The organism is Nocardioides sp. Soil805 (assembly GCF_001429625.1).
Lineage (GTDB): Bacteria > Actinomycetota > Actinomycetes > Propionibacteriales > Nocardioidaceae > Nocardioides.
Window position 1 is genome coordinate 858,293 of sequence record NZ_LMSU01000001.1, and the last position, 21,446, is coordinate 879,738.

General features: G+C 69.3%; 18 protein-coding genes and 1 other RNA gene. 6 read left to right on the top strand and 13 right to left on the bottom strand.

The features are described from left to right. Positions 1–13: 13 nt before the first annotated feature. The 10 genes from ASG94_RS04320 to ftsE form a co-directional block, all read right to left on the bottom strand. Positions 14–3,337 (bottom strand): type I restriction endonuclease subunit R, encoded by a 3,324-nt coding sequence (locus ASG94_RS04320; RefSeq protein WP_056925144.1) that lies wholly within the window; start codon positions 3,335–3,337, stop codon positions 14–16. Continuing rightward, a complete protein-coding gene (locus ASG94_RS04325; RefSeq protein ID WP_200958014.1) occupies positions 3,337–4,560 on the bottom strand; it encodes a restriction endonuclease subunit S in 1,224 nt (407 codons plus the stop codon). The genes ASG94_RS04320 and ASG94_RS04325 overlap by 1 nt, the downstream gene beginning before the upstream one ends. A 23-nt stretch (positions 4,561–4,583) precedes the next feature. Then, positions 4,584–6,134: a type I restriction-modification system subunit M gene (locus ASG94_RS04330; RefSeq protein ID WP_056925146.1), complete on the bottom strand. Its 1,551-nt coding sequence runs from the start codon at positions 6,132–6,134 to the stop codon at positions 4,584–4,586. Between the two features lie 211 nt (positions 6,135–6,345). Continuing rightward, positions 6,346–6,716: a transfer-messenger RNA gene (gene ssrA / locus ASG94_RS21235) on the bottom strand. A 72-nt stretch (positions 6,717–6,788) separates the two neighbouring features. Then, on the bottom strand, positions 6,789–7,358 hold the full coding sequence (locus ASG94_RS04335; RefSeq protein ID WP_156411412.1) for a hypothetical protein: 570 nt from the start codon (positions 7,356–7,358) through the stop codon (positions 6,789–6,791). A 28-nt stretch (positions 7,359–7,386) separates the two neighbouring features. Next, complete coding sequence (locus ASG94_RS04340; RefSeq protein WP_056925148.1) at positions 7,387–8,280, bottom strand: amidohydrolase family protein; 894 nt, start codon at positions 8,278–8,280, stop codon at positions 7,387–7,389. After that, entirely contained in the window at positions 8,280–8,771 is a 492-nt protein-coding gene (gene smpB / locus ASG94_RS04345) for an SsrA-binding protein SmpB (protein ID WP_056925149.1), read from the bottom strand. Before smpB ends, ASG94_RS04340 begins: the two co-directional genes overlap by 1 nt. A gap of 155 nt (positions 8,772–8,926) precedes the next feature. After that, positions 8,927–10,198 carry a murein hydrolase activator EnvC family protein gene (locus tag ASG94_RS04350; RefSeq protein WP_056925150.1) on the bottom strand — a complete coding sequence of 424 codons (1,272 nt, stop codon included), beginning with the start codon at positions 10,196–10,198 and terminating at the stop codon, positions 8,927–8,929. A gap of 87 nt (positions 10,199–10,285) precedes the next feature. Next, positions 10,286–11,197, bottom strand: a complete 912-nt coding sequence (gene ftsX / locus ASG94_RS04355; protein WP_056925151.1) for a permease-like cell division protein FtsX — start codon at positions 11,195–11,197, stop codon at positions 10,286–10,288. Between the two features lie 24 nt (positions 11,198–11,221). Continuing rightward, on the bottom strand, positions 11,222–11,911 hold the full coding sequence (gene ftsE, locus ASG94_RS04360; protein WP_056925152.1) for a cell division ATP-binding protein FtsE: 690 nt from the start codon (positions 11,909–11,911) through the stop codon (positions 11,222–11,224). Between the two features lie 91 nt (positions 11,912–12,002). On the opposite strand from ftsE, the gene ASG94_RS04365 reads away from it, so the two are divergent. From ASG94_RS04365 to ASG94_RS04390, 6 genes are all read left to right on the top strand, one after another. Beyond that, a complete protein-coding gene (locus ASG94_RS04365) occupies positions 12,003–12,668 on the top strand; it encodes a hypothetical protein (RefSeq protein WP_156411413.1) in 666 nt (221 codons plus the stop codon). 94 nt (positions 12,669–12,762) lie between these two features. After that, positions 12,763–13,833, top strand: a complete 1,071-nt coding sequence (locus ASG94_RS04370; protein WP_056925154.1) for an ABC transporter substrate-binding protein — start codon at positions 12,763–12,765, stop codon at positions 13,831–13,833. Then, a complete protein-coding gene (locus ASG94_RS04375; RefSeq protein WP_056925155.1) occupies positions 13,830–14,663 on the top strand; it encodes an ABC transporter permease in 834 nt (277 codons plus the stop codon). The genes ASG94_RS04370 and ASG94_RS04375 overlap by 4 nt, the downstream gene beginning before the upstream one ends. Beyond that, entirely contained in the window at positions 14,639–15,457 is an 819-nt protein-coding gene (locus ASG94_RS04380; protein ID WP_082623917.1) for an ABC transporter ATP-binding protein, read from the top strand. Before ASG94_RS04375 ends, ASG94_RS04380 begins: the two co-directional genes overlap by 25 nt. Then, positions 15,454–16,797, top strand: a complete 1,344-nt coding sequence (locus ASG94_RS04385) for an LLM class flavin-dependent oxidoreductase (protein ID WP_056925156.1) — start codon at positions 15,454–15,456, stop codon at positions 16,795–16,797. The genes ASG94_RS04380 and ASG94_RS04385 overlap by 4 nt, the downstream gene beginning before the upstream one ends. Beyond that, on the top strand, positions 16,794–17,825 hold the full coding sequence (locus ASG94_RS04390; protein WP_056925157.1) for an aldo/keto reductase: 1,032 nt from the start codon (positions 16,794–16,796) through the stop codon (positions 17,823–17,825). The genes ASG94_RS04385 and ASG94_RS04390 overlap by 4 nt, the downstream gene beginning before the upstream one ends. A gap of 676 nt (positions 17,826–18,501) precedes the next feature. On the opposite strand, the gene prfB is transcribed toward ASG94_RS04390, so the two are convergent. From prfB to ASG94_RS04405, 3 genes are all read right to left on the bottom strand, one after another. Beyond that, entirely contained in the window at positions 18,502–19,617 is a 1,116-nt protein-coding gene (gene prfB / locus ASG94_RS04395) for a peptide chain release factor 2 (RefSeq protein WP_056925158.1), read from the bottom strand. A 52-nt stretch (positions 19,618–19,669) separates the two neighbouring features. Continuing rightward, entirely contained in the window at positions 19,670–20,476 is an 807-nt protein-coding gene (locus ASG94_RS04400) for a hypothetical protein (protein WP_056925159.1), read from the bottom strand. A 75-nt stretch (positions 20,477–20,551) separates the two neighbouring features. Then, a complete protein-coding gene (locus tag ASG94_RS04405; protein WP_056925160.1) occupies positions 20,552–21,367 on the bottom strand; it encodes a hypothetical protein in 816 nt (271 codons plus the stop codon). Between the last annotated feature and the right edge of the window lie 79 nt (positions 21,368–21,446).

Consider the following 21,446-nt stretch of genomic DNA (forward strand, 5'->3'; position numbering starts at 1 on the left):
CCCGGTCTTGGACTCATTCGTCGCCGCTCGACACGAGCTGCTGGGCAACGTGGCGGGCGAACGCGGGATCGGAGTGGATGCGTGCCACAACGTCGTCAGCGATCCGGTTCACGTCGATGGGTCCAGAGAGGTCAACCTGTGGATCCTGCGGGAACTGGACGTCGACTCGTCCGTCGTAGGCGCTTTCGCCGTTGTCGCCGTAGGCGCTAAGCACGTGGTCCATGACGAGCTGCACCTTCGACGTGAAGATGTCGAGGGTGTAGGGCGTCTCCGGCAACCCCTGGTCCAGGACCCGACGGATCGTGCTGTCGACGTCGCTCTTGATGTCGACCTTGCGGCGCCAGTCCTGGACGATCTTGTCGTGCAGGTGTTCGAGAAGCTTCTTGGCGCTGGTCTTCACGGTCTCGCGTTCGTCGTCGGTCAGCACCGGGTCGGGCTGGGTCAGCAGGTCGAAGATCGCGAGTTCTTCTTCCGTCAGACCTTCGCGCGCAGAGCGTTCCTCTTCCTGCGTCAAGGTCTGGGAGAGCTCGATGAGGCGTCGCAGGTACTCGTCGATGTTCACGCTGCCAGCGTTGTAGTCCTCGATGAGCTGCTCGATTCGCTCGACCAACTCGTAGCGGGTCGGGTTTCGGACGGCAGCGCTGATGGCCTGCTGGCGGAGCAGCTGCGCCAACCGGTCGGTCTCGGCTCGTTCGCGGCCGGCGAACCTAGCTGCTAGGCCGTCGAAGTTGATCTGGGACAGATCGATCAGGGGGTCCGGCTTGGTCCCCTCAGCGGCTGCCCGGATGACGTACTCCTCCGCGCCCACCGACCGGTCGAGCAAGGCGTCGACCGCGTCCGTGACGGCGTCGATGTCTGCCTCCGGCGGTCGAGTGACCTCCGCGATGCGTTCGGCGATCACTCGGATCGCGGCGACGTTGCGCTGCTGCGCGGCGGCTGTCGGATCAGGCAGGAGGGCCTTGAAGAGCTTGCGAACCTGGCGTGCCTTCTGCTGGAAGTCGGTGCGGGTCTCCTCGTCCACGAGCAGCGCCTCGACAGTCGCGTCACGCTTGGCGACATGGTCGAACCCTTCGGCGTCGCGCATGGCCGCCAGGTTTACCCCGACGCCGGAGCAGAAGTCGAACACCTCGGCCACGGCTGCGTCGAGCTCACCGGCGAGCGCGTCGATGATCTCGATGGGCGACTCGCCGGCCTCGGCCGCTCCGTAGATCGCGAGCGCCTTCTCAAGGTTTCGGAAGACGCCGACGTAGTCGACGATCAGCCCGTTGTCCTTCTCCGGGAAGACACGGTTAGCCCGGGCGATGGTCTGCATCAGCGTGTGGTTCCGCATCGGCCGGTCCAAGTAGACCGTGGAGACGCTAGGCGCGTCGAAGCCGGTCATCCACATCGCGCAGACGAACACCAACCGCAGCGGATCCTCGGCGTCCTTGAACTTCTCGGCGAGGTCCTCGCGGATCATCCGCTCGCGGTGAGGCCTGATGTCGAGTCCGAGGTCGTCGAGCATCTTGAGCTCGTTCTGACTCTGCGAGACGACAACCGCCATGTCGGTGGTTTCCATCAGTTCGATCCGCGAGGCCAACCAAGGACGCTCCAGCTCGGGCAGCGCGTCGTGCTCAGCCTTCAACTCGGTCAGGTGCTGGGCCCAGGCGTCCTGGACCAGGTTGTACATCCGCACCGCGGCAGCCTTGTCGAGGCCGACGAACATCGCCTTGCCGCTGAAGCCACGACCTACGAAGTGGGCGACGAGATCCTTGGCAATCCTCTTCAGACGCTTGGGTCGGGTCAGGAGCGTGTACTGCGTACCGAAGGTGCGTGCCAACTGGCCCTCGGCGTCCTCGTCGAGCTCGGCTTCCTCAAGGAGAGCGTTGAGGTCGTCGGAGAAGTTCTCGTTGTCCAGCTGGAGCTCGGGGATGCGGTTCTCGTAGTAGAGCGGGACAGTCGCGCCATCCTCGATCGCGTCGCGGAAGTTGTAGACGCTGACGTAGGTGCCGAACTGCTCGCGCGTCGCCTCTTCCTCGCCCTTGATCAACGGCGTGCCGGTGAAACCCATCATCGACGCGTTGGGAAGCGCGAGGCGCATGTTGAGGGCGAGGGTGTCGTACTGGCTGCGGTGCGCCTCGTCGGTGATGACGATGACATCGGAACGCTCTGAGAGCACCGGCATCTGGCGCTCCCCCAGCGCCTTGGAGGGCTGGAACTTGTGGATCAGGGTGAACACGTACCGGTGATCGGCAGTCAGCAGCTCGCGCAGGTGGGTCCCGGACTCCGCGTGCACCCGCGCCTCTGGCGAGATTGCTCCGGCGTCGGCGAACTCGCCGTGGAGCTGGGTGTCGAGCTCGCTGCGGTCGGTGACCATGACGAAAGTCCACTTGCCAGGCACCTGACGCAGCACCTTCTGGGTGAACCACAACATGGACAGCGATTTGCCCGAGCCCTGGGTGTGCCAGAAGACACCGAGACGCTTGTCCTGCTCCGCGCGGGCCCGATGGAGGTTCTCGATCGCTGCGTTGACGCCGAGGTACTGGTGCGAGCGCGCCAGGACCTTGATGAGGCCACCGGGGCGCTCCATGTAGGCGACGAAGTTCTCAAGCAGGTCCAGCAGCACGGCAGGGTCACAGGTGCCGCGCAGGGCCGTCTCCAACGCGACCGCTCCCCGGGTGCCGTGAGCGTCGATGACCAACCAGTCGTTGAAGAACTCCCACGGCGAGTACGTCGACCCGACCTTGGCGTGGCTGCCGTTGGACAGCAGCACGAAGCAGTTCGGGATGAACAGCTGCGGGATGGTGTCGCGGTAGTCGGTCAGGTTGTTGTCGTACGCGGACTTGACCGACTCGTTGGGCTCCTTGAACTCCATCAGCACCAAGGGGACGCCGTTGACAAACAGCGCAACATCAAGGCGTCTGCTGTGGAGGGTGCCCTTGACCCACAGTTGCTGCACGGCCAGCAAGTCGTTGCTCGTCGGGTTAGCCAAATCGAGAAACCGCAGGGTCTCGATCTGCTTCGCACCTTGGTCGTCGGTCCACTCGGCCAGGTAGCCGTCACGCAGCAGATCGTGGACCTCGCGATTGGCGCGGACCCGATCCATGGCCGAGCGGTCCTTGGTCAGCGCGTCAATGGCCTCGTTGATGGCGAGGTCTGGCACGCCCTCCGGACACAACTTGCGCATCGCGGAACGCAAACGATGAGTCAACACGACGTCGTGCTGCGAGTCACGACCGAGCGTTCCCTCCGACCCGAGGACCTCGTGGAACGCGTCGACCGGCGTCCAACCGAGGTGCTCCAGCAACTCCATGCTCGGCTTCTCCACGTAGAGATACTCCGCCCCCGCCGGCACCATCACGCCACCTCAGCTTCGATCAACGCGTTGAGGTCAAGCGTCGACACGTCAATCTGTCCCGTCACCAACCGTGGCAGCAGGAGGTCACGTAGGTTCCGGAGACTCTCGGTCTCGTCCAGCAGAACCGCGGCCTGGGACAGCAGCGGCTCCACCGTGGTCTCGAACTTGTCTCCGAGCCCCTCCGGCGGCACCGCAAGTAGATAGCTGTCGAAGCACTCGTTGCGCACCCGCTGTCGACCGCTGGCGCCACTCATGCTCGCGATGGCATGTCCCCTGAAGTCATCCTCTCGCGCCAAGCAGTACGTGAACGCCGGTCCGACGAGCCGCCCTCGCAGCACGATGAACTCGGTCGACCCGAGGCCGACTTCGCCGTCGGGTAGAGACTGCACAAGACCCGTCTTACCGTTCTGCAAGCAAGGCGTGATCCGAGCAAACAGAGTGTCGCCGCGCTCGAACTTGGCACCGGAACTTCCTGAACGAACCTGGCTCGGACGACACCCCATGCTTCGTTCATCGAGATCACCCATCGCAATGAAGGGGCGTTCGACCGACCTATCGAACTTGACGCGGGGGTTGATCGTCAGAGCGGTGGAGGCGGGGGCGATCTCCCACCCCGCGGGCGTCGCGCCGAGGGCCGAGTCGGCCATGGGAACGTCGCTATGGCCTGGGTAACGGAACTGCACGAACCACTCGCGGTAGATGGCCCGTGCCGTCTCTTCTAGCACCTCCACCCGACGCCGATCGTTCTCGATCAGGTCCTCGATGCAGTCGAGAATTTCCCCAACCGCCTGTTGGGCCGGCCGTGCAATGAGCGGTATCTCGAGAGCCCTGAGTTCGGGTTGCCGAATGCCGCTGACGGTAGTCCCGCTCGAGCGGCGTCCAAGGGCAGCCTGCGCTTGCGGCGATCGCAAGTAGTGAAACATGAAGCTCGGATCGACCTTTTCCGAGTCAGGGCGGAGAAGGATCACTCGCTGGGCCAATGCGATGCGAGCATCTACCCCTACGCGTGCGACCTCGCCGAGGGGCGCTTCCGTGGTGATGAGAATGTCACCGCTGGCTGGCAAACCTCGTCTCATCCACGCGTCGTAGTTGTCTTCTGCGATGTACTCGCGCGGCTCGGCCAGAATGATGCCGCCCTTGATCACCTTCGCCGTGATCAAGGGAACGCCTGAAGCTGTCTTGGGGGGTGTCTTTCCGCGGTAGTCGATCAGCGTCGTGATCAAGTCGCCGACTGTGCTTTCCCCCGTCATACGTTGAGAATCCCTTGAACAGCAGCCTCGACCTTCGAGCGCAGCACGTCGGCCTGATCGCCGAGCATGATGAACTCCTCGTACAGAGCCTCGAGGTCGCCAATGAAGTCAACGTCGCTCTCGTCGACCGCGGCGATGCCGGCATAGCGGCCCGGGTTGAGGCTCCAGCCCTGCTCCTTGATCTCCACCCTAGAGGCGACCTTGCAGAGGCCGCCGACGTCGACGTACTTTCCGTCGGGGAAGTACTCCTTGAGCAGGACCTCGCTTCCACTAGTCGTCTCGATGTCCTCGCCGCGGTAGAGCCGCACGATGTTGGCCAGGAACTCGATCTGCTCGGGCAGGAAGTCGCGGTGGGCGCGGTCGATCTGTCGGAAGATGTTGCGTGCGTCGAGGAACAGCACGGTGTCTTGGCGCGGTGTACCGACCTTCGCCTTGTCGAGGAACCAGAGCGTCACGGGCAGGGTGACGGTGTAGAAGAAGTTTGGGCCGATGGCGACCATTACATCGACGGTCCCGGACTCGATCAGCTCCTTGCGGATCTCCTTCTCCGAGTGACCTGCGTCGCCAGCGGAGTTCGCCATCACGAAGCCAGCACGACCCTTCGGCGAGAGCGCGGCGTAGAACTGCTGGATCCAGACGAAGTTGCCGTTGTCAGCCTTCGGCATGCCGAACGGGAACCGCTTGTCGCCAGCCAGTTGGTCCTTCTTGATCTTGCTGACGTTGAACGGCGGGTTCGCCATCACGTAGTCGAAGGCACCGACCGCACCGTGCGGGTCCTCGTAGTAGCTGTTCGCCTGGCGGATGTCGCCAGAGAGCCCGTGGAGCGCCAGGTTCATCTTCGCCAACGGCACGGTGTCCTCGGTCTTCTCCGCGCCGAAAACCGAGAGCTTGCGGCTGGCCGACTCGTTGTGCCGCTCGACGAACTTCGCGCACTGAACGAACATGCCACCCGACCCGCAGGCAGGATCGAAGACGCGGCCTTGGAAGGGTTCCAGGATCTCGACGATGAGACGAACGATCGAGTAGGGCGTGAAGTACTCACCGCCGCCCTTACCCTCCTGCGCGGCGAAGTTAGAGAGGAAGTCCTCGTAGATGAAGCCGAAGGCGTCGCCTTCGAGCCGGGTAGGCAGGGGTGCGAAGAGCCGCAGCAGCTCGGTCAGGGTCGAGCGGTCCAGCTTCTGGTATCCGCGCGGCAGGATGTCCTTGAGCTCGGGATTGGCTTCCTCGATGGCCTTGATGGCCTCGTCGGTGGCCTTGCCGATGTCCTCGCCCTCAGGCAACTCAACGAGGGTCGACAGCCGCGATTCGTCAGGGACATACAGAACGGACTTCGCCTTGTAGTCCCCGATCGTCGCCGGATTGCGGGCGCTCGACTTCGCTTCGACCTCGGCACGCACCGCCTCGAAGCGATTCTCGGCGTACGCGAGAAACACCAGCCCGAGGACGGGGTCCCGGTACTGGACCGGGGTGAGCTTGGAGTTGGCCCGAAGTTCGTCGGCCGCGGCCCACAGAGTCGCGCGCACCTTTGCCAAGTCAGTCGCTTTCACAGGTGGAGGCTATCCGCGGCCCACGAAGCCTCCCGCTGGAACCGCCGAAGTCCCGAGAGATCGAGCAGCTGGCGCAGCCCCCTGAGGCGCACGAAAGCCGCCCCGACAGGTGTCGGGGCGGCTCTCGATCAAGAGGGCTGGCTCCCGGTGGTGCGACCCACCGAGACCGGCAATTCTGCGAAGAGTCCTCGCTTATTCTGCGAAGACCCCTGTGTGGAGCTGGCGGGAATCGAACCCGCGTCCTCGAGCGTCGAACCAGGTCTTCTCCGGGTGCAGTCTGTGTTGTCGCTTTTCTCGGCCCCGGCGCTCGCACAGACACGTCGCCGACAGGCCCAGTCAGGATGAAGTCCCGGCCACCCCTCCTGACAGAGAGTGGCCAGCAAGTCCTCTAGATGAGGCCTGGGTCCGGGACGAGGACGGGTGCCCGGTCAGACCCTTCGATCACTGCTCAGGCAGCGAGAGCGAAGTCGTTGCGATTGGTGTTGGCAACTATGGTTTTGCAGCGATCGTTTACGAGATGACGCTGCCTTCTCGACCCGCTTCCCCTGGGACTAACGTCCCAAGTCGAAACCGATCAGCCCCTCTTGAGTTGTGTCGTGCGGTGGTGCGTGGTCAGTCTACGGGTCAACACCGACGGACACCGCATGCATTCCCTCAGGCGACGCCGAGGTCCAGCTCCGCGCCCTGGTCGACGACCTCCGGCGTGGTGGTCAGTCCCAGCCGTGGGTCGGTCGCCACGGCCGCCAGGTCCGCGAGGTCGATGCCGAGGTCGAGGTCGCGCGGGTCGCCGGTGATCGTGGGGCCGCCGAGGCCCACGACGACGTCCTCGCCGTCGCGCCGGTCGATGACGTAGACGACGCCGGGGTCCTCCTCCGGCTCCAGCTCCTGCCAGGCGAGCGTCACCTCGTGCCCGTCGTACTCCTGCTGCACGCACTCGTCGAAGAAGCTCGGGTCGGCACAGACCAGCGGGCTGTCGGTGGTCGGCGCGACGGCCACCTCGACCGACAGCCTCCCGAAGCGCATCGTGGCGCCCGGGGACTCCTGGCCGAGCTCGCGGGTGAAGACGTCCCACCGCGCCACGTCCCGGGCGGGCCGGCCCAGGACGTCCTGGGTGACCGCAGCGATGGCACCCGGCGTGATCGGCTCGTCGCCGGCGTCGCTTGCTCCGCCGCACCCGGCCAGCAGCACGCACGACAGCACGACGAGCGCTCTCCCCCGAGTCATCCCGGCAGCCTACGGGCGCCGGGCCGCGTCAGCCGAGCAGCGCGTGCCCGTTGTCCCAGCAGACCGCACGCAGCCAGTCGTCACCGAGGTCGAGCCGGCTGAGCGCCTCGAGCTGGTGGGCGTAGGGGTAGGGGATGTTCGGGAAGTCGGAGCCGAGCAGCACCTTGCCGGCCAGCCCCAGGTCGCGCAGCCGGGGCAGCAGCGCAGTCGGGTAGACCCCGCCCATCTCGGAGAAGAAGTCGGTGAAGGCCATCGTGGTGTCCAGCGCGACCCGCTCGTGGCGCTCCGCGAGCGCGAGGAACTCGGCGTACTCCGGCGCCCCGGCGTGCGCGATCACCAGCCGCAGCCGCGGGTGCCGCGCCAGCAGGGCAGCGACCGGGCCCGGCCCGGTGTGCTCGGTGGGGACCGGCCCGCTGCCGGCGTGCAGCACGACCGGCGTGCCCGCCTCGGCGACCAGGCCCCACGCCTCGTCCAGGAGCGGGTCGGCGACGTCGAAGCCGCCGACCTGCACGTGCACCTTGAAGACCTCGACGTCGGCGAGCCGGGCGGCGACGTACGACGCCGCGGACTCCTCGGGGAAGAACGTCGCGCAGACTGCGGCCTCGGGCACGCGGGCGGCGAAGCCGGCCGCCCAGTCGTTGAGCCAGTCGGCCATCCCGGGTCGGTGGGCGTAGGGCAGCGCCGTGAAGCGGACGACCCCCAGCGATCGCAGCACCTCGACGAGGACCTCGTCGGTGTCGCGGTAGTGCAGCGGCCACGACCGGCCGATGAGCGGCCCGGCTGAGTCGAACTGGGCGCGGACCTTGTCCATCACCGAGGGTGGCAGGAAGTGCGTGTGGACGTCGACGAGGCCCGGCAGCCCGAGTGCCGCCGTCCACTCCCGCACCGTGGCGTCCCCGGCGGCGTCGGCGGTGGGGGCCATCAGTCGCGGTGGCCCTTGAGCCGACGCTGGACGGCCTGCTCCTTCTCCCGGTTGGCCTGGCGCTCGGCCAGGGAGTGCCGCTTGTCGTACTCCTTCTTGCCCTTGGCCAGCGCGATCTCGACCTTCGCGCGGCCGTCCTTGAAGTACAGCGAGAGCGGGACGATGGTGAAGCCCTTGTCCCCCACCTTGCGCTCGAGCTTGGTGATCTCGGCCCGGTTGAGGAGCAGCTTGCGCTTGCGGCGCGCGGCGTGGTTGGTCCAGGTGCCCTGGGCGTACTCCGGGATGTGGACGCCGTGCAGCCACACCTCGCCGTTGTCGAGGTCGACGAAGCCGTCGACCAGGCTGGCGCGCCCGGCCCGCAGCGACTTCACCTCGGTCCCCTGGAGCACCATGCCGGCCTCGAAGGTGTCCTCGATGAGGTAGTCGTGGCGCGCCTTCTTGTTCTGCGCGATCAACCGGTTGCGCTGGTCCTTCGCGGTCTCCTTGGCCATGGCGCCATTCTCTCAGTCGGTCGCAACCTGATTGCATCCCCGCCTCGCACTAGATCTCGAGACGACTCACGCACCCCTTCGCTGCGCTCAGGTGTACGTCGAGTCCCTCGATCTGATGCCCTCATCGGCCCCTCGCTGCGCTCGGGACCGGCGCATCAGAACCAGTTCTGGGGGTCCACGGCCCGGCCGTTGGCCATCACCGTGAAGTGCAGGTGGCAGGCGGTCGACCAGCCGGTGTCGCCGACGTACCCGATGACCTGGCCGCGCTGCACCTGCGCGCCGGGGCCGACGGTGTAGCTGCTGGCGTGGTTGTAGATGGTGGCGATGCCGACGCCGCGCAGCACTCCGTCGTCCACGATGAGCCGGTTGCCGTACACGTCGCTCCAGTATGACGACACGACGCGCCCCGACGCGGCCGCGTGGATGGGCTGTCCGCACCCACCGCCGAAGTCGGTGCCGTCGTGCAGGCCCCAGTAGCCGTAGATCGGGTGGGTGCGCCAGCCGAAGGGCGAGGTGACGCCGCCGGCCACCGGCATCATCAGGGTGCCGCCACCGCTGGGGGCGCTGCGCCCGTGGGCGGCCGCCGCCGCGGCCTTGGCGCGGGCCCGGCGCAGTGCCGCGGCCGCGCGCTTGCGCAGCATCTCCTCGATCCGGTTGGCCTCGCGCTCCAGCTTCTGGAGCTGGCGCAGGTCCGCGGCGCGGGCCTTGGTGGCCTCCGAGCGGGCCGAGGACCGCTCGCCCACGAGGGCGACGACCGAGGCCTTGGCGGTCTCGGCCTCGGACTCCAGCTGCTGCTTGACGACCAGGTTGTCGGCCGCCTCCTGGCGCTTCGCCGCGACCTCGTCGCGGGCGTCGGCGACCTGGCGCTCGTGCACCTCGAGCAGCACCTTGGCGGCGTGCAGGGCGTCGAAGGCGCGCGACTCGCGTCCCACGATGACGTCCCGCACCTCCTCGTGGCGGGTCAGGTCGTCGGTGGAGGCCGACTCGAGCATCGAGGAGAAGGCGAGCAGCTGCGGGTCGCCCTCCATGTAGATGTCCGAGACCGTGCTCGCGACCTCGTCGGCCTGCTCGTCCATGCTCTGGCGACCCGCGACGAGCTCGGCCTCGGCGGTGGCCAGGTCGGCCTCGGCCTGGGTCAGCGCGGCCTGCATCTCGGCATCACGCTCGGCGGCGACCGCCACCCGGCCACGGGCCGTGGCCAGCTGGTTGCGGGCGGTGGCCAGCTGCGACCGGGCCGCCTCGAGGCGCTCGGTCGCGGCACGCAGCCGCTTGCTGGAGTGGTCGAGGTCCTCGTGCGCATGGTCGATGCTCTTCTCGACCTTGTGCTTCTTGTCCTTGAGGTCGTCGCTGTGGAGGACGCCTGCATAGGCATAGGGGACGGACGCGGTGCCCACCACGAGGGCAGCAGCGGCGGACGCTGCGGCCATGCGGCGGCGGGCGGTACGGGGGAAGGATCGCACCGGAAGCCTTTGGTCGTTCGGGGAAGAGAACGGACCGAAGGTAACCCGCGCGGATCAGACTTTGAGGTATTTGCGCGTCAGCACGAGTGTCGGGAGCAGCGTGAGCAGCGGACCGAGGATCGCGACGGCGCCCAGCGCGACGACGTACTCCGGCATCCCGATCCACGGCATGAACTTCAGCTGGTCGTTGCCGCGCTGCTCGATGCCGAAGTACATGAAGGCCCCGAGCGCCCCGGCGGCCAGGGCCACGCCGATGAATGCGGTCACCAACGCCTCGAGGAGGAAGGGCAGCGCGATGTAGAGCGTGGAGGCGCCCACCAGCCGCATGATGCCGATCTCCTTGCGTCGGGCGAAGGCCGCCAGCCGGATCGTGTTGCCGACCAGCAGCAGGGCGGCGAAGACGAGGAACGCGGCCGTCCCGAGGGCCACCCACTGCAGCATGTTGATCGAGCCGATGATGGGGGCGATCACCTTGCGCATGTCACGCACCTGGGAGACGCCGTCGAGGCCCTGGACGGCACTGGTGATGCCCTCGTACTCCTCGGGGTCCTTGAGCTCGATCCACACCGACTCGGGCAGGTCCTCGGCCGTGGCCGCGGGGTTGGGGCCCTCGAAGCGCTCGGGGCCGAGCAGCTCCTTGACCTTGTCGAAGGCCTCTTCCTTGCTCTCGAAGTGGTAGTCCGCGACCTCGGGGTTGTCCTGGACGACCTGCTCGATCTCGTCGCGCTGGGCGTCGGTGACCTCACCTGCACAGGCCGGGTTGCCGTCGTCGGCACGGCACAGGAACACCGTGATCTGGAGCTGGCTGCCCCAGTGGTCGGCGGCCTTGGTGGCCTGCTGATTGAAGAGGACCCCGAGGCCCACCAGGGTCAGCGACACGAACAACGTCAGGACCACCGCGAGGTGCATCGAGAGGTTGCGGCGCAGGCCCTGGCCGAGCTCGGAGAAGACGTAGCGAAGCTGCATGAGTCTCTTTCGGTTGAGGCAGGGTCAGTTCTGGAAGCCGTAGACGCCCTGGGCCTGGTCGCGCACGACGCGACCGTCCTCGAGCTCGATGACCCGCTTGCGCATCTGGTCGACGATGCCGGCGTCGTGGGTGGCCATGACCACCGTGGTGCCGGTGCGGTTGATGCGGTCGAGGAGCTTCATGATGCCCACCGAGGTGGTGGGGTCCAGGTTGCCGGTCGGCTCGTCGGCGATGAGGATCATCGGCCGGTTGACGAAGGCGCGGGCGATCGCGACCCGCTGCTGCTCGCCACCGGACAGCTCGTCGGGCATCCGGTCGCCCTTGCCGTCGAGGCCGACCATCTCCAGGGTCTCGGGGACCAGGCTGGCGATGTCGCTGCGCGAGCGGCCGATCACCTGGAGCGCGAAGGCGACGTTCTCGCTGACCGTCTTGTTGGGCAGCAGCCGGAAGTCCTGGAAGACCGTGCCGATGTCACGGCGCAGCCGCGGCACCTTCCAGCTCGCCAGCCGGTTGATCTCCTTGCCGGCCACGTAGACGCGCCCCGAGGTGGGGCGGTACTCACGCAGCACCAGGCGCAGGAAGGTCGACTTGCCCGAGCCGGAGGAGCCCACGAGGAAGACGAACTCCCCCTTCTCCACGTCGACCGACACCTGGTCGAGCGCCGCGTGGGGGTGGCCGGGATAGGTCTTGGTGACCTGGTCGAAGCGAATCACGGATGCGAGGTTACGCGCCGCTGCCCAACCCCTCCGATTCGGCGCACCGCCGCCTGGCGGGGCCGACGGAGCTCGCATCTAGGGTGGCGGCGTGAGCAGCCGACGTCGTACGACGCCTCGTCCGGGCCGGGGTCGGGTCACGGTCGTGCTGCTCGCCGTCGTCGCCGTGGTGGTCACCGCCCTGGCCATCGTGCTGGGCCGGGCCGTGCTGGTCGACGCGCCCGCCGATCGGACCGGGCCCGCCGCGACGCCCGCACCGGGGGCGAGCGCCACGCCGCTGGCCGACTACGACCGCGAGGGCATGACGCTGGCGCGCGGGCCCTTCTGCGGCCGCATCTCGGCGGAGTCCGCCGCGCTCGCGCTCGGCGTGGACGCGGCCGAGGACCCGGTCGCCTGGCGTCCCGGGATGAAGGTCCCCGGCACCGAGTCGGTCGCCAACGAGTGGGGCTGCTCGATCACCGCCGGCGGCACCGAGCGCACCACCGCCTCCGCGTGGGTCTTCGGCACGCCGGTCGGCGAGCCGCTCGCCCGGTCCTGGGCCCGCGAGACCGGCCGCGGGGACTGCACGCGCAAGGACGTCCCGGAGATCGGCGCCCCCGGGGTCGTCGTCACCTGCCCGGACGGCCGGGACAAGCACACGACCTACCAGGGGCTCGTGGGCGACACCTGGCTGGCCTGCCGGGTGAGCGGCACCGGCGACGCCGAGCGGGTGGGCCGCTGGTGCGTCGTCGTGCTCGAGGCCCTGCGCGCCGACTGAGGCGCGCGTCTCACGATGCGCGCGTCGGCGTGCACTTCTCGATCCAATGTGTATTACTTCAGTTGACTTAGTCGCATTCACGAGGAGAAACCCAATGCACTCCCTCCCCCGTCCGAGGCGCTCGCGCCTCGCCCCCGGCCTCGTCCCCGTGGCGGGCCTCGTCCTGGCCCTGACCAGCCTCGTCGGCTGCGGAGCCGAGGCGCAGGGCCCCCGGCTCGAGCTGTCCGCCGCCGTGCCCGACGAGGTGCCGGACGGCACCGTGCTCCGCGTCGGCGACCCGGCCACCCAGGTCGCGCTCGAGGCCTCCGGACTCGACGAGGAGCTCGACGTCGACGTCGAGTGGGCCAACATCACCGGCGGCCCCAAGACCCTCGAGGCTTTCCGCGCGGACGCCATCGACGTCGGCTCGGTGGCCGACATCCCGCCGCTCTTCGCCCAGTGGACCGGGACCGACATCAAGATCATCGCCGCCCGCGAGACGGTCGACCCGCTGGAGCACCCGACGTACGAGCTCGGCGTCGCTCCGGGCGTCAAGGTCTCGAGCCTCGAGGACCTCGAGGGCAAGTCCATCGCCTACAGCCCCGGCCAGGCGCAGGGCGCCCTCGTGCTGCGCGTGCTCGCCAAGGCGGGACTGACCCAGGACGACGTCGAGCTCGTCGAGATGGCCAGCGTCGACGACGCCTACGTGCTGGCCCTGGGCAGCAAGCAGGTCGACGTCGCCCCGCTCGGCCAGTCGCTGGTCGGCAGCTACCTCGCCAAGTACGAGCAGGACGGCGGCAGCACCGTCAAGCCGGGGGTGCGCGACGACGCGTGGACTCTCTACACCCCGACCAGCGTGCTGCAGGACGCCGACAAGGCGGCGGCCCTCCAGGACTACGTCGAGGTCTGGGCCCAGGCCCAGCAGTGGATCTCCGAGCACCCCGACGAGTTCGCCCAGGCCTACTACGTCGACCACGAGGGCCTCTCGTCCGAGGACGCGACGCGCATCACCGAGGCGCTCGGCGAGTTCGAGGTGCCGACCAGCTGGGACGACGTCATCGCCCGGCACCAGGAGACGGCCGACCTGCTCGCCACGGAGCAGGACCACGAGGAGCTCGACGTCGCGGACCTCTACGACCGCCGCTACGAGACGGCCATCGCCGCCGCACTCGGGGGCGGGCAGTGACCGCGGTCGCCGAGCGCCCCGCAGTCGTCGCGGCGCACGACGAGCGGGTGCTGCGTCCCCGGCTGCGTCCGGGACGACGCATCCGCGGCGGGTTCTGGATCGGGCCCGTCGTCCTGCTGAGCGCCTGGTGCCTCGGCTCCGCGACGGGGCTGCTCGACGAGCGCACCCTCAGCGCCCCGTGGACCGTGCTGTCCACGGCGGCCGACCTCACCGAGTCGGGCCGGCTGCAGGAGAGCATCGCCGTCTCGGCAGTGAGGGCCTCGCTCGGCCTCGCCCTCGGAGTGGCCATCGGCACCGTGCTCGCGATCGCCGCGGGCCTGTCGCGGGTCGGTGAGTCGCTCATCGACGGTCCCGTCCAGGTCAAGCGCTCGATCCCGAGCCTGGCGCTCATCCCGCTGCTCATCCTCTGGCTGGGCATCGGCGAGCCGATGAAGGTCATCACCATCGCGCTCGGCGTCCTGGTCCCCGTCTACATCCACACCCACAACGGCCTGCGCGGCATCGACGAGCGGTACGGCGAGCTGGCCGAGACCGTGGGCATCTCGCGGTGGGAGTTCGTCCGCTCGGTCGTGCTACCCGGTGCCATGCCCGGCTTCCTCCTCGGGATGCGTTTCGCGGTCACCTCCGCGTTGCTCGCCCTCGTGGTCGTCGAGCAGATCAACACCACGAGCGGGATCGGTCACATGATCACGCTCGCCTCGAGCTACGGGCAGACCGACGTGATCGTCGTCGGCCTCGTGGTCTACGCGGTGCTCGGCCTGGTGGCCGACACCGTGGTCCGTCTCATCGAAAGGAAGGCGCTCACATGGCGACGCACGCTGGAAGGCTGAACGACCGCACCGGTCCCGACGCAGGCTCCCCCGCGGTCCGGGTCCGGGACCTGCACCGCAGCTTCAACGAGGCGGGCGGCGTGCTCAACGGGCTCGACCTGGACATCCCGGCCGGCGAGTTCGTGGCCCTGCTCGGCCGATCCGGCAGCGGCAAGTCGACGCTGCTGCGGGCGCTGGCCGGTCTCGACCGCGACGTCGCGGGCAGCGGGACCATCACCGTCCCGAGCGACGTGTCGGTGGTCTTCCAGGACTCGCGGCTGCTGCCGTGGCGGCGGGTCCTCGACAACGTGGTCCTCGGCCTGGGCCGCAAGGACGCCTCCGCCCGGGGGAAGCAGGCGCTCGCCGAGGTCGGCCTCGCCGGCCGCGAGCACGCGTGGCCGCACGAGCTGTCCGGGGGCGAGGCCCAGCGGGCCGCGCTGGCCCGGTCGCTGGTGCGCGAGCCCCAGCTGCTGCTCGCCGACGAGCCCTTCGGGGCGCTCGACGCGCTCACCCGGATCAAGATGCACGTCCTGCTCCGCAAGCTCTGCGCGGCCCACCGTCCCGCGGTGCTGCTGGTGACCCACGACGTCGACGAGGCGATCGTGCTCGCCGACCGGGTCATCGTGCTCGACGACGGCGTCGTGTCCTCGGACCTGCGCATCGAGCTGCCCGGGTCGCGCTCGCAGGCCGACCCGGCCTTCGCCGCCCTCCGCACCCGGCTGCTGTCCGAGCTCGGCGTCGAGGACGACCACCACCTCCGTGTCGAGGACACGCAGCGCCTGCGCGTCGAGGACGCCGTGAGGAGGGCCTCATGACCCGACAGCTGCGGCTCAACGCGTTCCTGATGAGCACCGGCCACCACGAGGCGTCGTGGCGGCTCCCCGAGAGCGACCCGCGCAGCAACACCGACGTGCAGCACTTCGTCGAGCTCGCCCGCACCGCCGAGCGGGGGTTGATGGACTCGGTGTTCTTCGCCGACTCCCCCGCCCTCTTCGGCGAGGTGGGGCGACGACCCGCGGGTGCCCTCGAGCCGACGGTGCTGCTGACGGCGATGGCGATGGCGACCACCCGCATCGGGCTCATCGCGACCGCGTCGACGTCGTACAACGACCCCTTCAACCTGGCTCGGCGCTTCGCGACCCTCGACCACGTCAGTGGCGGGCGCGCGGGCTGGAACATCGTGACCACCGCGACCCTCGACGCCGCCCGCAACTTCGGCCTCGACGAGCTGCCGGCGCACGCCGACCGCTACCGCCGGGCCGACGAGTTCGTCGACGTGGCGGTCAAGCTGTGGGACAGCTGGGAGGACGACGCCGTCGTGGCCGACAAGGAGTCGGGTGTGTGGGGTGACGCCGAGCTGGTCCACCCGATCCACCACACCGGCACCCACTTCCGCGTCGCCGGTCCGCTCAACCTGCCCCGCTCGCCCCAGGGCCGGCCGGTGCTCGTGCAGGCAGGGTCGTCGGAGGACGGGCGCGACTTCGCCGCGCGGCACGCCGAGGCGATCTTCACCGCACAGCAGACGCTGGCGGACGCCCAGCTGTTCTACGCCGACATCAAGGCCCGCGCCCGGGCCTTCGGGCGCGACGCCGACCAGCTGCTGGTGCTGCCGGGGATCGTGCCGGCCATCGGCTCGACCGAGGCCGAGGCGCGGGCGCTGGAGGAGGAGCTCGACCGCCTCATCCAGCCGGAGTACGCCCGCCGCCAGCTCGCCCGCACGCTGCGGGTGGCGCCGGAGCGGCTCGCCCTCGACGGGCAGCTGCCCGACGACCTCCCCGACGAGGACTCCATCGAGGGCGCCAAGTCGCGCTACACGCTCATCGTCACCCTGGCCCGGCGCGAGCGGCTCACCGTCCGCGAGCTCATCGGCCGCCTCGGCGGCGGCCGGGGCCACCGCACCTTCAGCGGCACCCCCGAGCAGGTGGCCGACGCCATCGAGGAGTGGTTCACCACCGGTGCCGCCGACGGCTTCAACGTGATGCCGCCCGCACTCCCGTCGGGGCTCGAGGCCTTCGTCGACCACGTCGTGCCGATCCTGCAGGCCCGCGGCCTGTTCCGGACGGCGTACGACGGCACGACGCTGCGCGAGCACTACGGCCTCGACCGCCCGACCAGCCAGTACTCCCTCACCACGACCCAGCAGGAGATCGCATGACCCACCGCACCCTCGGCCGCACCGGCGTCCGGGTCAGCCCCCTCACCCTCGGCGCGATGATGTTCGGCGCCTGGGGCAACCCCGACCACGACGAGTCGATCCGGATCATCCACCGGGCCCTCGACGCCGGCATCAACGTCATCGACACCGCCGACGTCTACGCCCGCGGGGAGTCCGAGGAGATCATCGGCAAGGCGCTCAAGGGCCGCCGCGACGAGGTCGTGCTGGCCACCAAGTTCCACGGCTCCATGTCGGACGAGGACCCCAACTCCTCGGGCAACTCGCGCCGCTGGATCGCCCGCGCCGTCGAGGACTCGCTGCGCCGGCTCCAGACCGACCACATCGACCTCTACCAGGTGCACCGGCCGCGTCCCGAGACCGACATCGACGACACCCTGGGCGCCCTGTCGGACCTGGTGCACGCCGGCAAGATCCGCTACATCGGTACGTCGACGTTCCTGCCGTCGCAGGTCGTCGAGGCGCAGTGGGTGGCGCGGGACCGGCACCGCGAGCGGCCGGTGACCGAGCAGCCGCCGTACAGCATCCTGGCCCGCGAGGTGGAGCGCGACCTGCTCCCCACCGCCGAGCGGCACGGGCTGGGGATCCTGCCCTGGTCGCCGCTGGCCGGAGGCTGGCTCTCGGGCCGCTACCGCCGGGGCGAGGACGCCTCGGTCGTCTCCTCGCGGGCCGCGCGGCAGCCGGCGCGCCACGACCCCACCTCCCCGGAGAACCGCGCCAAGCTGGAGGCCGTCCACGCCCTCCAGGACCTGGCCGACCAGGCCGGGGTGTCGCTGATCCACCTGGCGCTCGGCTTCGTGCTGAAGCACCCGGCCGTCTCGTCGGCCATCATCGGCCCGCGCACGCTCGAGCAGCTGGAGTCCCAGCTCGGCGCCGAGAAGATCGACCTGCCCGACGACGTGCTCGACCGCATCGACGAGATCGTGCCGCCCGGTACGACGATCAACGAGGCCGACCGGGGTTACGCACCTCCGGCGCTCAGCGACCCCGCCCTGCGGCGCCGTCGCTGAATCCCTCTGGGGACGTCAGGGGGCCGGTCGCGGGAAGGGCGGCCGGTCTCCTGGCGGGGATGGGTCCTCCGCATCTACCGGTCTCCGGCCGGGCTCGTCGTCCGGGCTGGTGGTCCGGAGGGGCTCGGCCCGGGACCACGTCAACTGGCGGCGTACGACACGGATCTCGCCGATCCACCCGTCGTACGCCGCCAGTTGCGCGCCCGGGAACGACCACCGGCCCCCAGGGTGGCGGCAGATCGACCGCCGGCCCCCAGGGTGGCGGCAGATCGCGTCAGGCGGGCGAGATTCCCGCAATGTGCCGCCACCCTGCGTCGGGGTGCTGCGTACACCGCCGGGCCACGCGCCAACTGGCGGTGTACGACACGGATCTCGCCGATCCACCCGTCGTACGCCGCCAGTTGCGCGCCCGGGAACGACCACCGGCCCGCAAGAGTGGCGGCAGATCGCGCGCCGGCCCCCAGAGTGGCGGCAGATCGCAGGGCCGGCCCCCAGGGTGGCGGCAGATCGCGTCAGGGCGGGCGAGATCCCCGCAATGTGCCGCCACCCTGCGTCGGGGTGCGGCGCACACCGCCGGGCCACGCGCCAACTGGCGGCATACGGCACGGATCTCGCCGATCCACCCGTCGGACGCCGCCAGTTGCGCCGGCGACGACCTGGTGTCAGGCGACAGAGGTCAGGCGTCGACCTTCTCCGCGCCGCGACGCCAGCGGATGCCGGCCTCGAGGAAGGCGTCGATGTCGCCGTCGAAGACCGCCTGCGGGTTGCCGGACTCGTAGGATGTCCGCAGGTCCTTGACGATCTGGTACGGGTTGAGCACGTAGTTGCGCATCTGGTCGCCCCACGACGCCTGGACGTCGCCGCGCAGCCCGTCGAGGTGCGCCTTCTCCTCGGCCTTCTTCAGCGCGAGGAGCTTGGCCTTGAGCACCACCATGGCCGAGGCCTTGTTCTGCAGCTGCGACTTCTCGTTCTGGCAGCTCACCACCGTGCCGGTCGGGATGTGGGTGAGGCGGACGGCGGAGTCGGTCGTGTTGACGGACTGGCCGCCGGGGCCGCCCGAGCGGTAGACGTCGACGCGGATCTCCTCGTCGGGGATCTCGATCTCGTCGGTCTGCTCGAGCACCGGCACGACCTCGACGGCCGCGAACGACGTCTGGCGGCGACCCTGGTTGTCGAAGGGGCTGATCCGCACGAGGCGGTGGGTGCCGGCCTCGACGGAGAGCGTGCCGTAGGCGTACGGCGCGTGGATGGCGAAGGTGGCGGACTTGAGGCCGGCCTCCTCGGCGTACGACGTCTCGTAGACCTCGACGGGGTACTTGTGCTGCTCGGCCCAGCGGATGTACATCCGCATCAGGGTCTCGGCGAAGTCGGCAGCGTCGACGCCACCGGCGCCCGACCGGATGCTGACCAGCGCCTCGCGGGCGTCGTACTCGCCGTTGAGCAGGGTGCGGATCTCGAGGGACTCGACGGACTTCTTGATGCGCTCGAGCTCGCGCTCGGAGTCCTCGAGGGAGGATGCGTCGCCCTCCTCCTGCGCCATCTCGACCATGAGGGCGAGGTCCTCGATGCGGGAGTCGAGGCCGGTGAACTTGTCGAGCTCGCCCTGGAGCGCGGAGAGGCGGCCGGTGATGCGGGTGGCGCTCTCCACGTCGTCCCAGAGGTCGGGGGCGGCGACCTGCTCGCCGAGGTCGGCGATCTCCCTGCGCATGCCGTCCAGGTCGAGGACCTGGCCGATGGTCTTCATGGTCGCCTGGAGCTGCTTGATCTCTGCTTCGAAGTCGGTGCTCGCCACAATTACCCACACTACGGCGCGGGTGTGAGGAGTGTCGAAAGACAGGCTCGCGTCACCTCGTGCAGAGGACCTCCGGAGCGACGACGACCGGGTAGCTGGCCGGCTCCGCGCTGGAGAACAGGTCGTAGCGCAGCGTGGCCGCGCCGGTGAGGTCCGCGGTGGACGCGACGACCTGGCCGGGGATGAGCACCTGGTCCACCGCCGTCACCCCGTCGACGGCCAGCGTGATCCGGGACGAGGAGCCGACGGCCGAGCTGTCGTGCATCGCGTAGGTCGCACGCAGGTCCGTGCAGAGGCCCCGCAGCGGGAACTCGACGTACGACGGCGCACCGCGGGTGAAGGGCTGGAAGGAGTAGGGGTAGGCCACGCCGCCGATCACGGCGGTGCTGGACACGGCGATGTTCTCGAAGACGCCCCGCGGTCGCTGGGCGAGCCTCTCCCATCCGTAGACCCGGACCTCGACCACCGGGCTCATCCCCTTCTGCACGCCCCCGGAACGACGCTTGACGACGCGGTACCGGTGCGTGCGCGCGACGGTGGGCTCGTCGGTGAACAGGTAGGTGCCGTCCGGCTTGATCTTCGTCCTCCCCGCGACGGACCAGGTGCTCGCGCCGGTCACCCGCCGCTCGAGGACGAGCTTCTTCCCGGCGGCGCGAGGCCTCACCTTGCCGCGCACCGTGACGACTCCCTCACCGAGGGTGACGTCCTGCGGACTGGCCTTCGCCGTGACGGAGTACGCCGCGGGCCTGCGCGCGCCGTCGGCGGCGGCGTCCGGCCCGGCGTGGGCGGCGGTGGACCCCAGGGCCACCGGGGCGGCGACGACGGCTGCGGTCGTGACAAGGGTGATGAGACGGTTCATGAGCTCTCCCCGGCTGTGGTGGCCCGGAGCGGGCCACCTTCGGATCCTAGGACGGTCGGACGCCCGCGGACATGACTACTTTGTGCACCGGATCTCGGGGGTCCCGACGGTCGGGTAGGCGGCCACCGGGAACCCGGGGGCCGCCAGGTCGTAGCGGAGCCGGAAGACGCCCTCCAGGCTCGTGGTCGACTCGACCACCTGACCGACCACCAGCGGCACGTGCACCGTCGGCACGTTGTCGAGCACGAGCGTGACGGAGCCGCTGGATCCCGAGAACGAGTAGTCACTGAGCGCGTACGTGGTGCGGAGGCTGGTGCACAGACGACCGAGCGTGTACTCGACGTACCCCGAGCCGCCCTTGGCGCTGGGCATCCCGATCGTGATCGAGTACGGGTACGAGCGCGCCCCGATGGCCACGTCGGTGTTGAGGCCGACGTTGTCGTACACGCCAGGAGTGCGTGCGGCCAGGCGCTCCCACGCGTAGACGGTGACCTCGAGCGTCTTGCTCATGCCCTTGCCGATCCCGTCGGCGGCGGGCTTGACCACGCGGTACTCACGCGTGCCGGACACGCTCGGCTTGTCCTGGAGCAGGTACTCGCCCGACTTCTTGATCTTCGCGGAGCCGCTGGGCCTCCACCGGCGCGCGCCGTCCAGCCGCTGCTGGAGCTCCACCTTCTGGCCGGCGGCGCGGGGCTTGACCTTGCCGCGCACCTTGACGACGTCCTCGCCCACGGTCACGACGCTCTTGTTGAGCCGAGCCGAGACCGTATAGTCCCGCGCCCGGTCGGCAGCGCCCGCCTCCGCGGCGTGGGCGGTGGCGACGAGAGGGACGGCCACGAGGGTCGCCGTCGTGGCGGCCAGCACGGTGACGCTGCGGACGGTGCGCTTCATGGCGGGCTCCCTCGGGGTGGTGTCCCACCAGCATCGGTCGGGGCGGCCCCGCCGTCACGGGTCACAAGACCTGTGCATG

Excerpts from the sequence above, each read along its gene's own strand:
- smpB (WP_056925149.1), bottom strand. The coding sequence starts at position 8,771 with ATGGCCAAGGAGACCGCGAAGGACCAGCGCAACCGGTTGATCGCGCAG.
- ASG94_RS04385 (WP_056925156.1), top strand. The coding sequence starts at position 15,454 with ATGACCCGACAGCTGCGGCTCAACGCGTTCCTGATGAGCACCGGCCAC.
- ASG94_RS04320 (WP_056925144.1), bottom strand. The coding sequence starts at position 3,337 with ATGGTGCCGGCGGGGGCGGAGTATCTCTACGTGGAGAAGCCGAGCATG.
- ASG94_RS04335 (WP_156411412.1), bottom strand. The coding sequence starts at position 7,358 with ATGACTCGGGGGAGAGCGCTCGTCGTGCTGTCGTGCGTGCTGCTGGCC.
- ASG94_RS04370 (WP_056925154.1), top strand. The coding sequence starts at position 12,763 with ATGCACTCCCTCCCCCGTCCGAGGCGCTCGCGCCTCGCCCCCGGCCTC.
- ASG94_RS04390 (WP_056925157.1), top strand. The coding sequence starts at position 16,794 with ATGACCCACCGCACCCTCGGCCGCACCGGCGTCCGGGTCAGCCCCCTC.
- ASG94_RS04380 (WP_082623917.1), top strand. The coding sequence starts at position 14,639 with ATGGCGACGCACGCTGGAAGGCTGAACGACCGCACCGGTCCCGACGCA.
- ftsX (WP_056925151.1), bottom strand. The coding sequence starts at position 11,197 with ATGCAGCTTCGCTACGTCTTCTCCGAGCTCGGCCAGGGCCTGCGCCGC.
- ASG94_RS04340 (WP_056925148.1), bottom strand. The coding sequence starts at position 8,280 with ATGGCCCCCACCGCCGACGCCGCCGGGGACGCCACGGTGCGGGAGTGG.
- ASG94_RS04405 (WP_056925160.1), bottom strand. The coding sequence starts at position 21,367 with ATGAAGCGCACCGTCCGCAGCGTCACCGTGCTGGCCGCCACGACGGCG.
- ASG94_RS04400 (WP_056925159.1), bottom strand. The coding sequence starts at position 20,476 with ATGAACCGTCTCATCACCCTTGTCACGACCGCAGCCGTCGTCGCCGCC.
- ASG94_RS04350 (WP_056925150.1), bottom strand. The coding sequence starts at position 10,198 with ATGGCCGCAGCGTCCGCCGCTGCTGCCCTCGTGGTGGGCACCGCGTCC.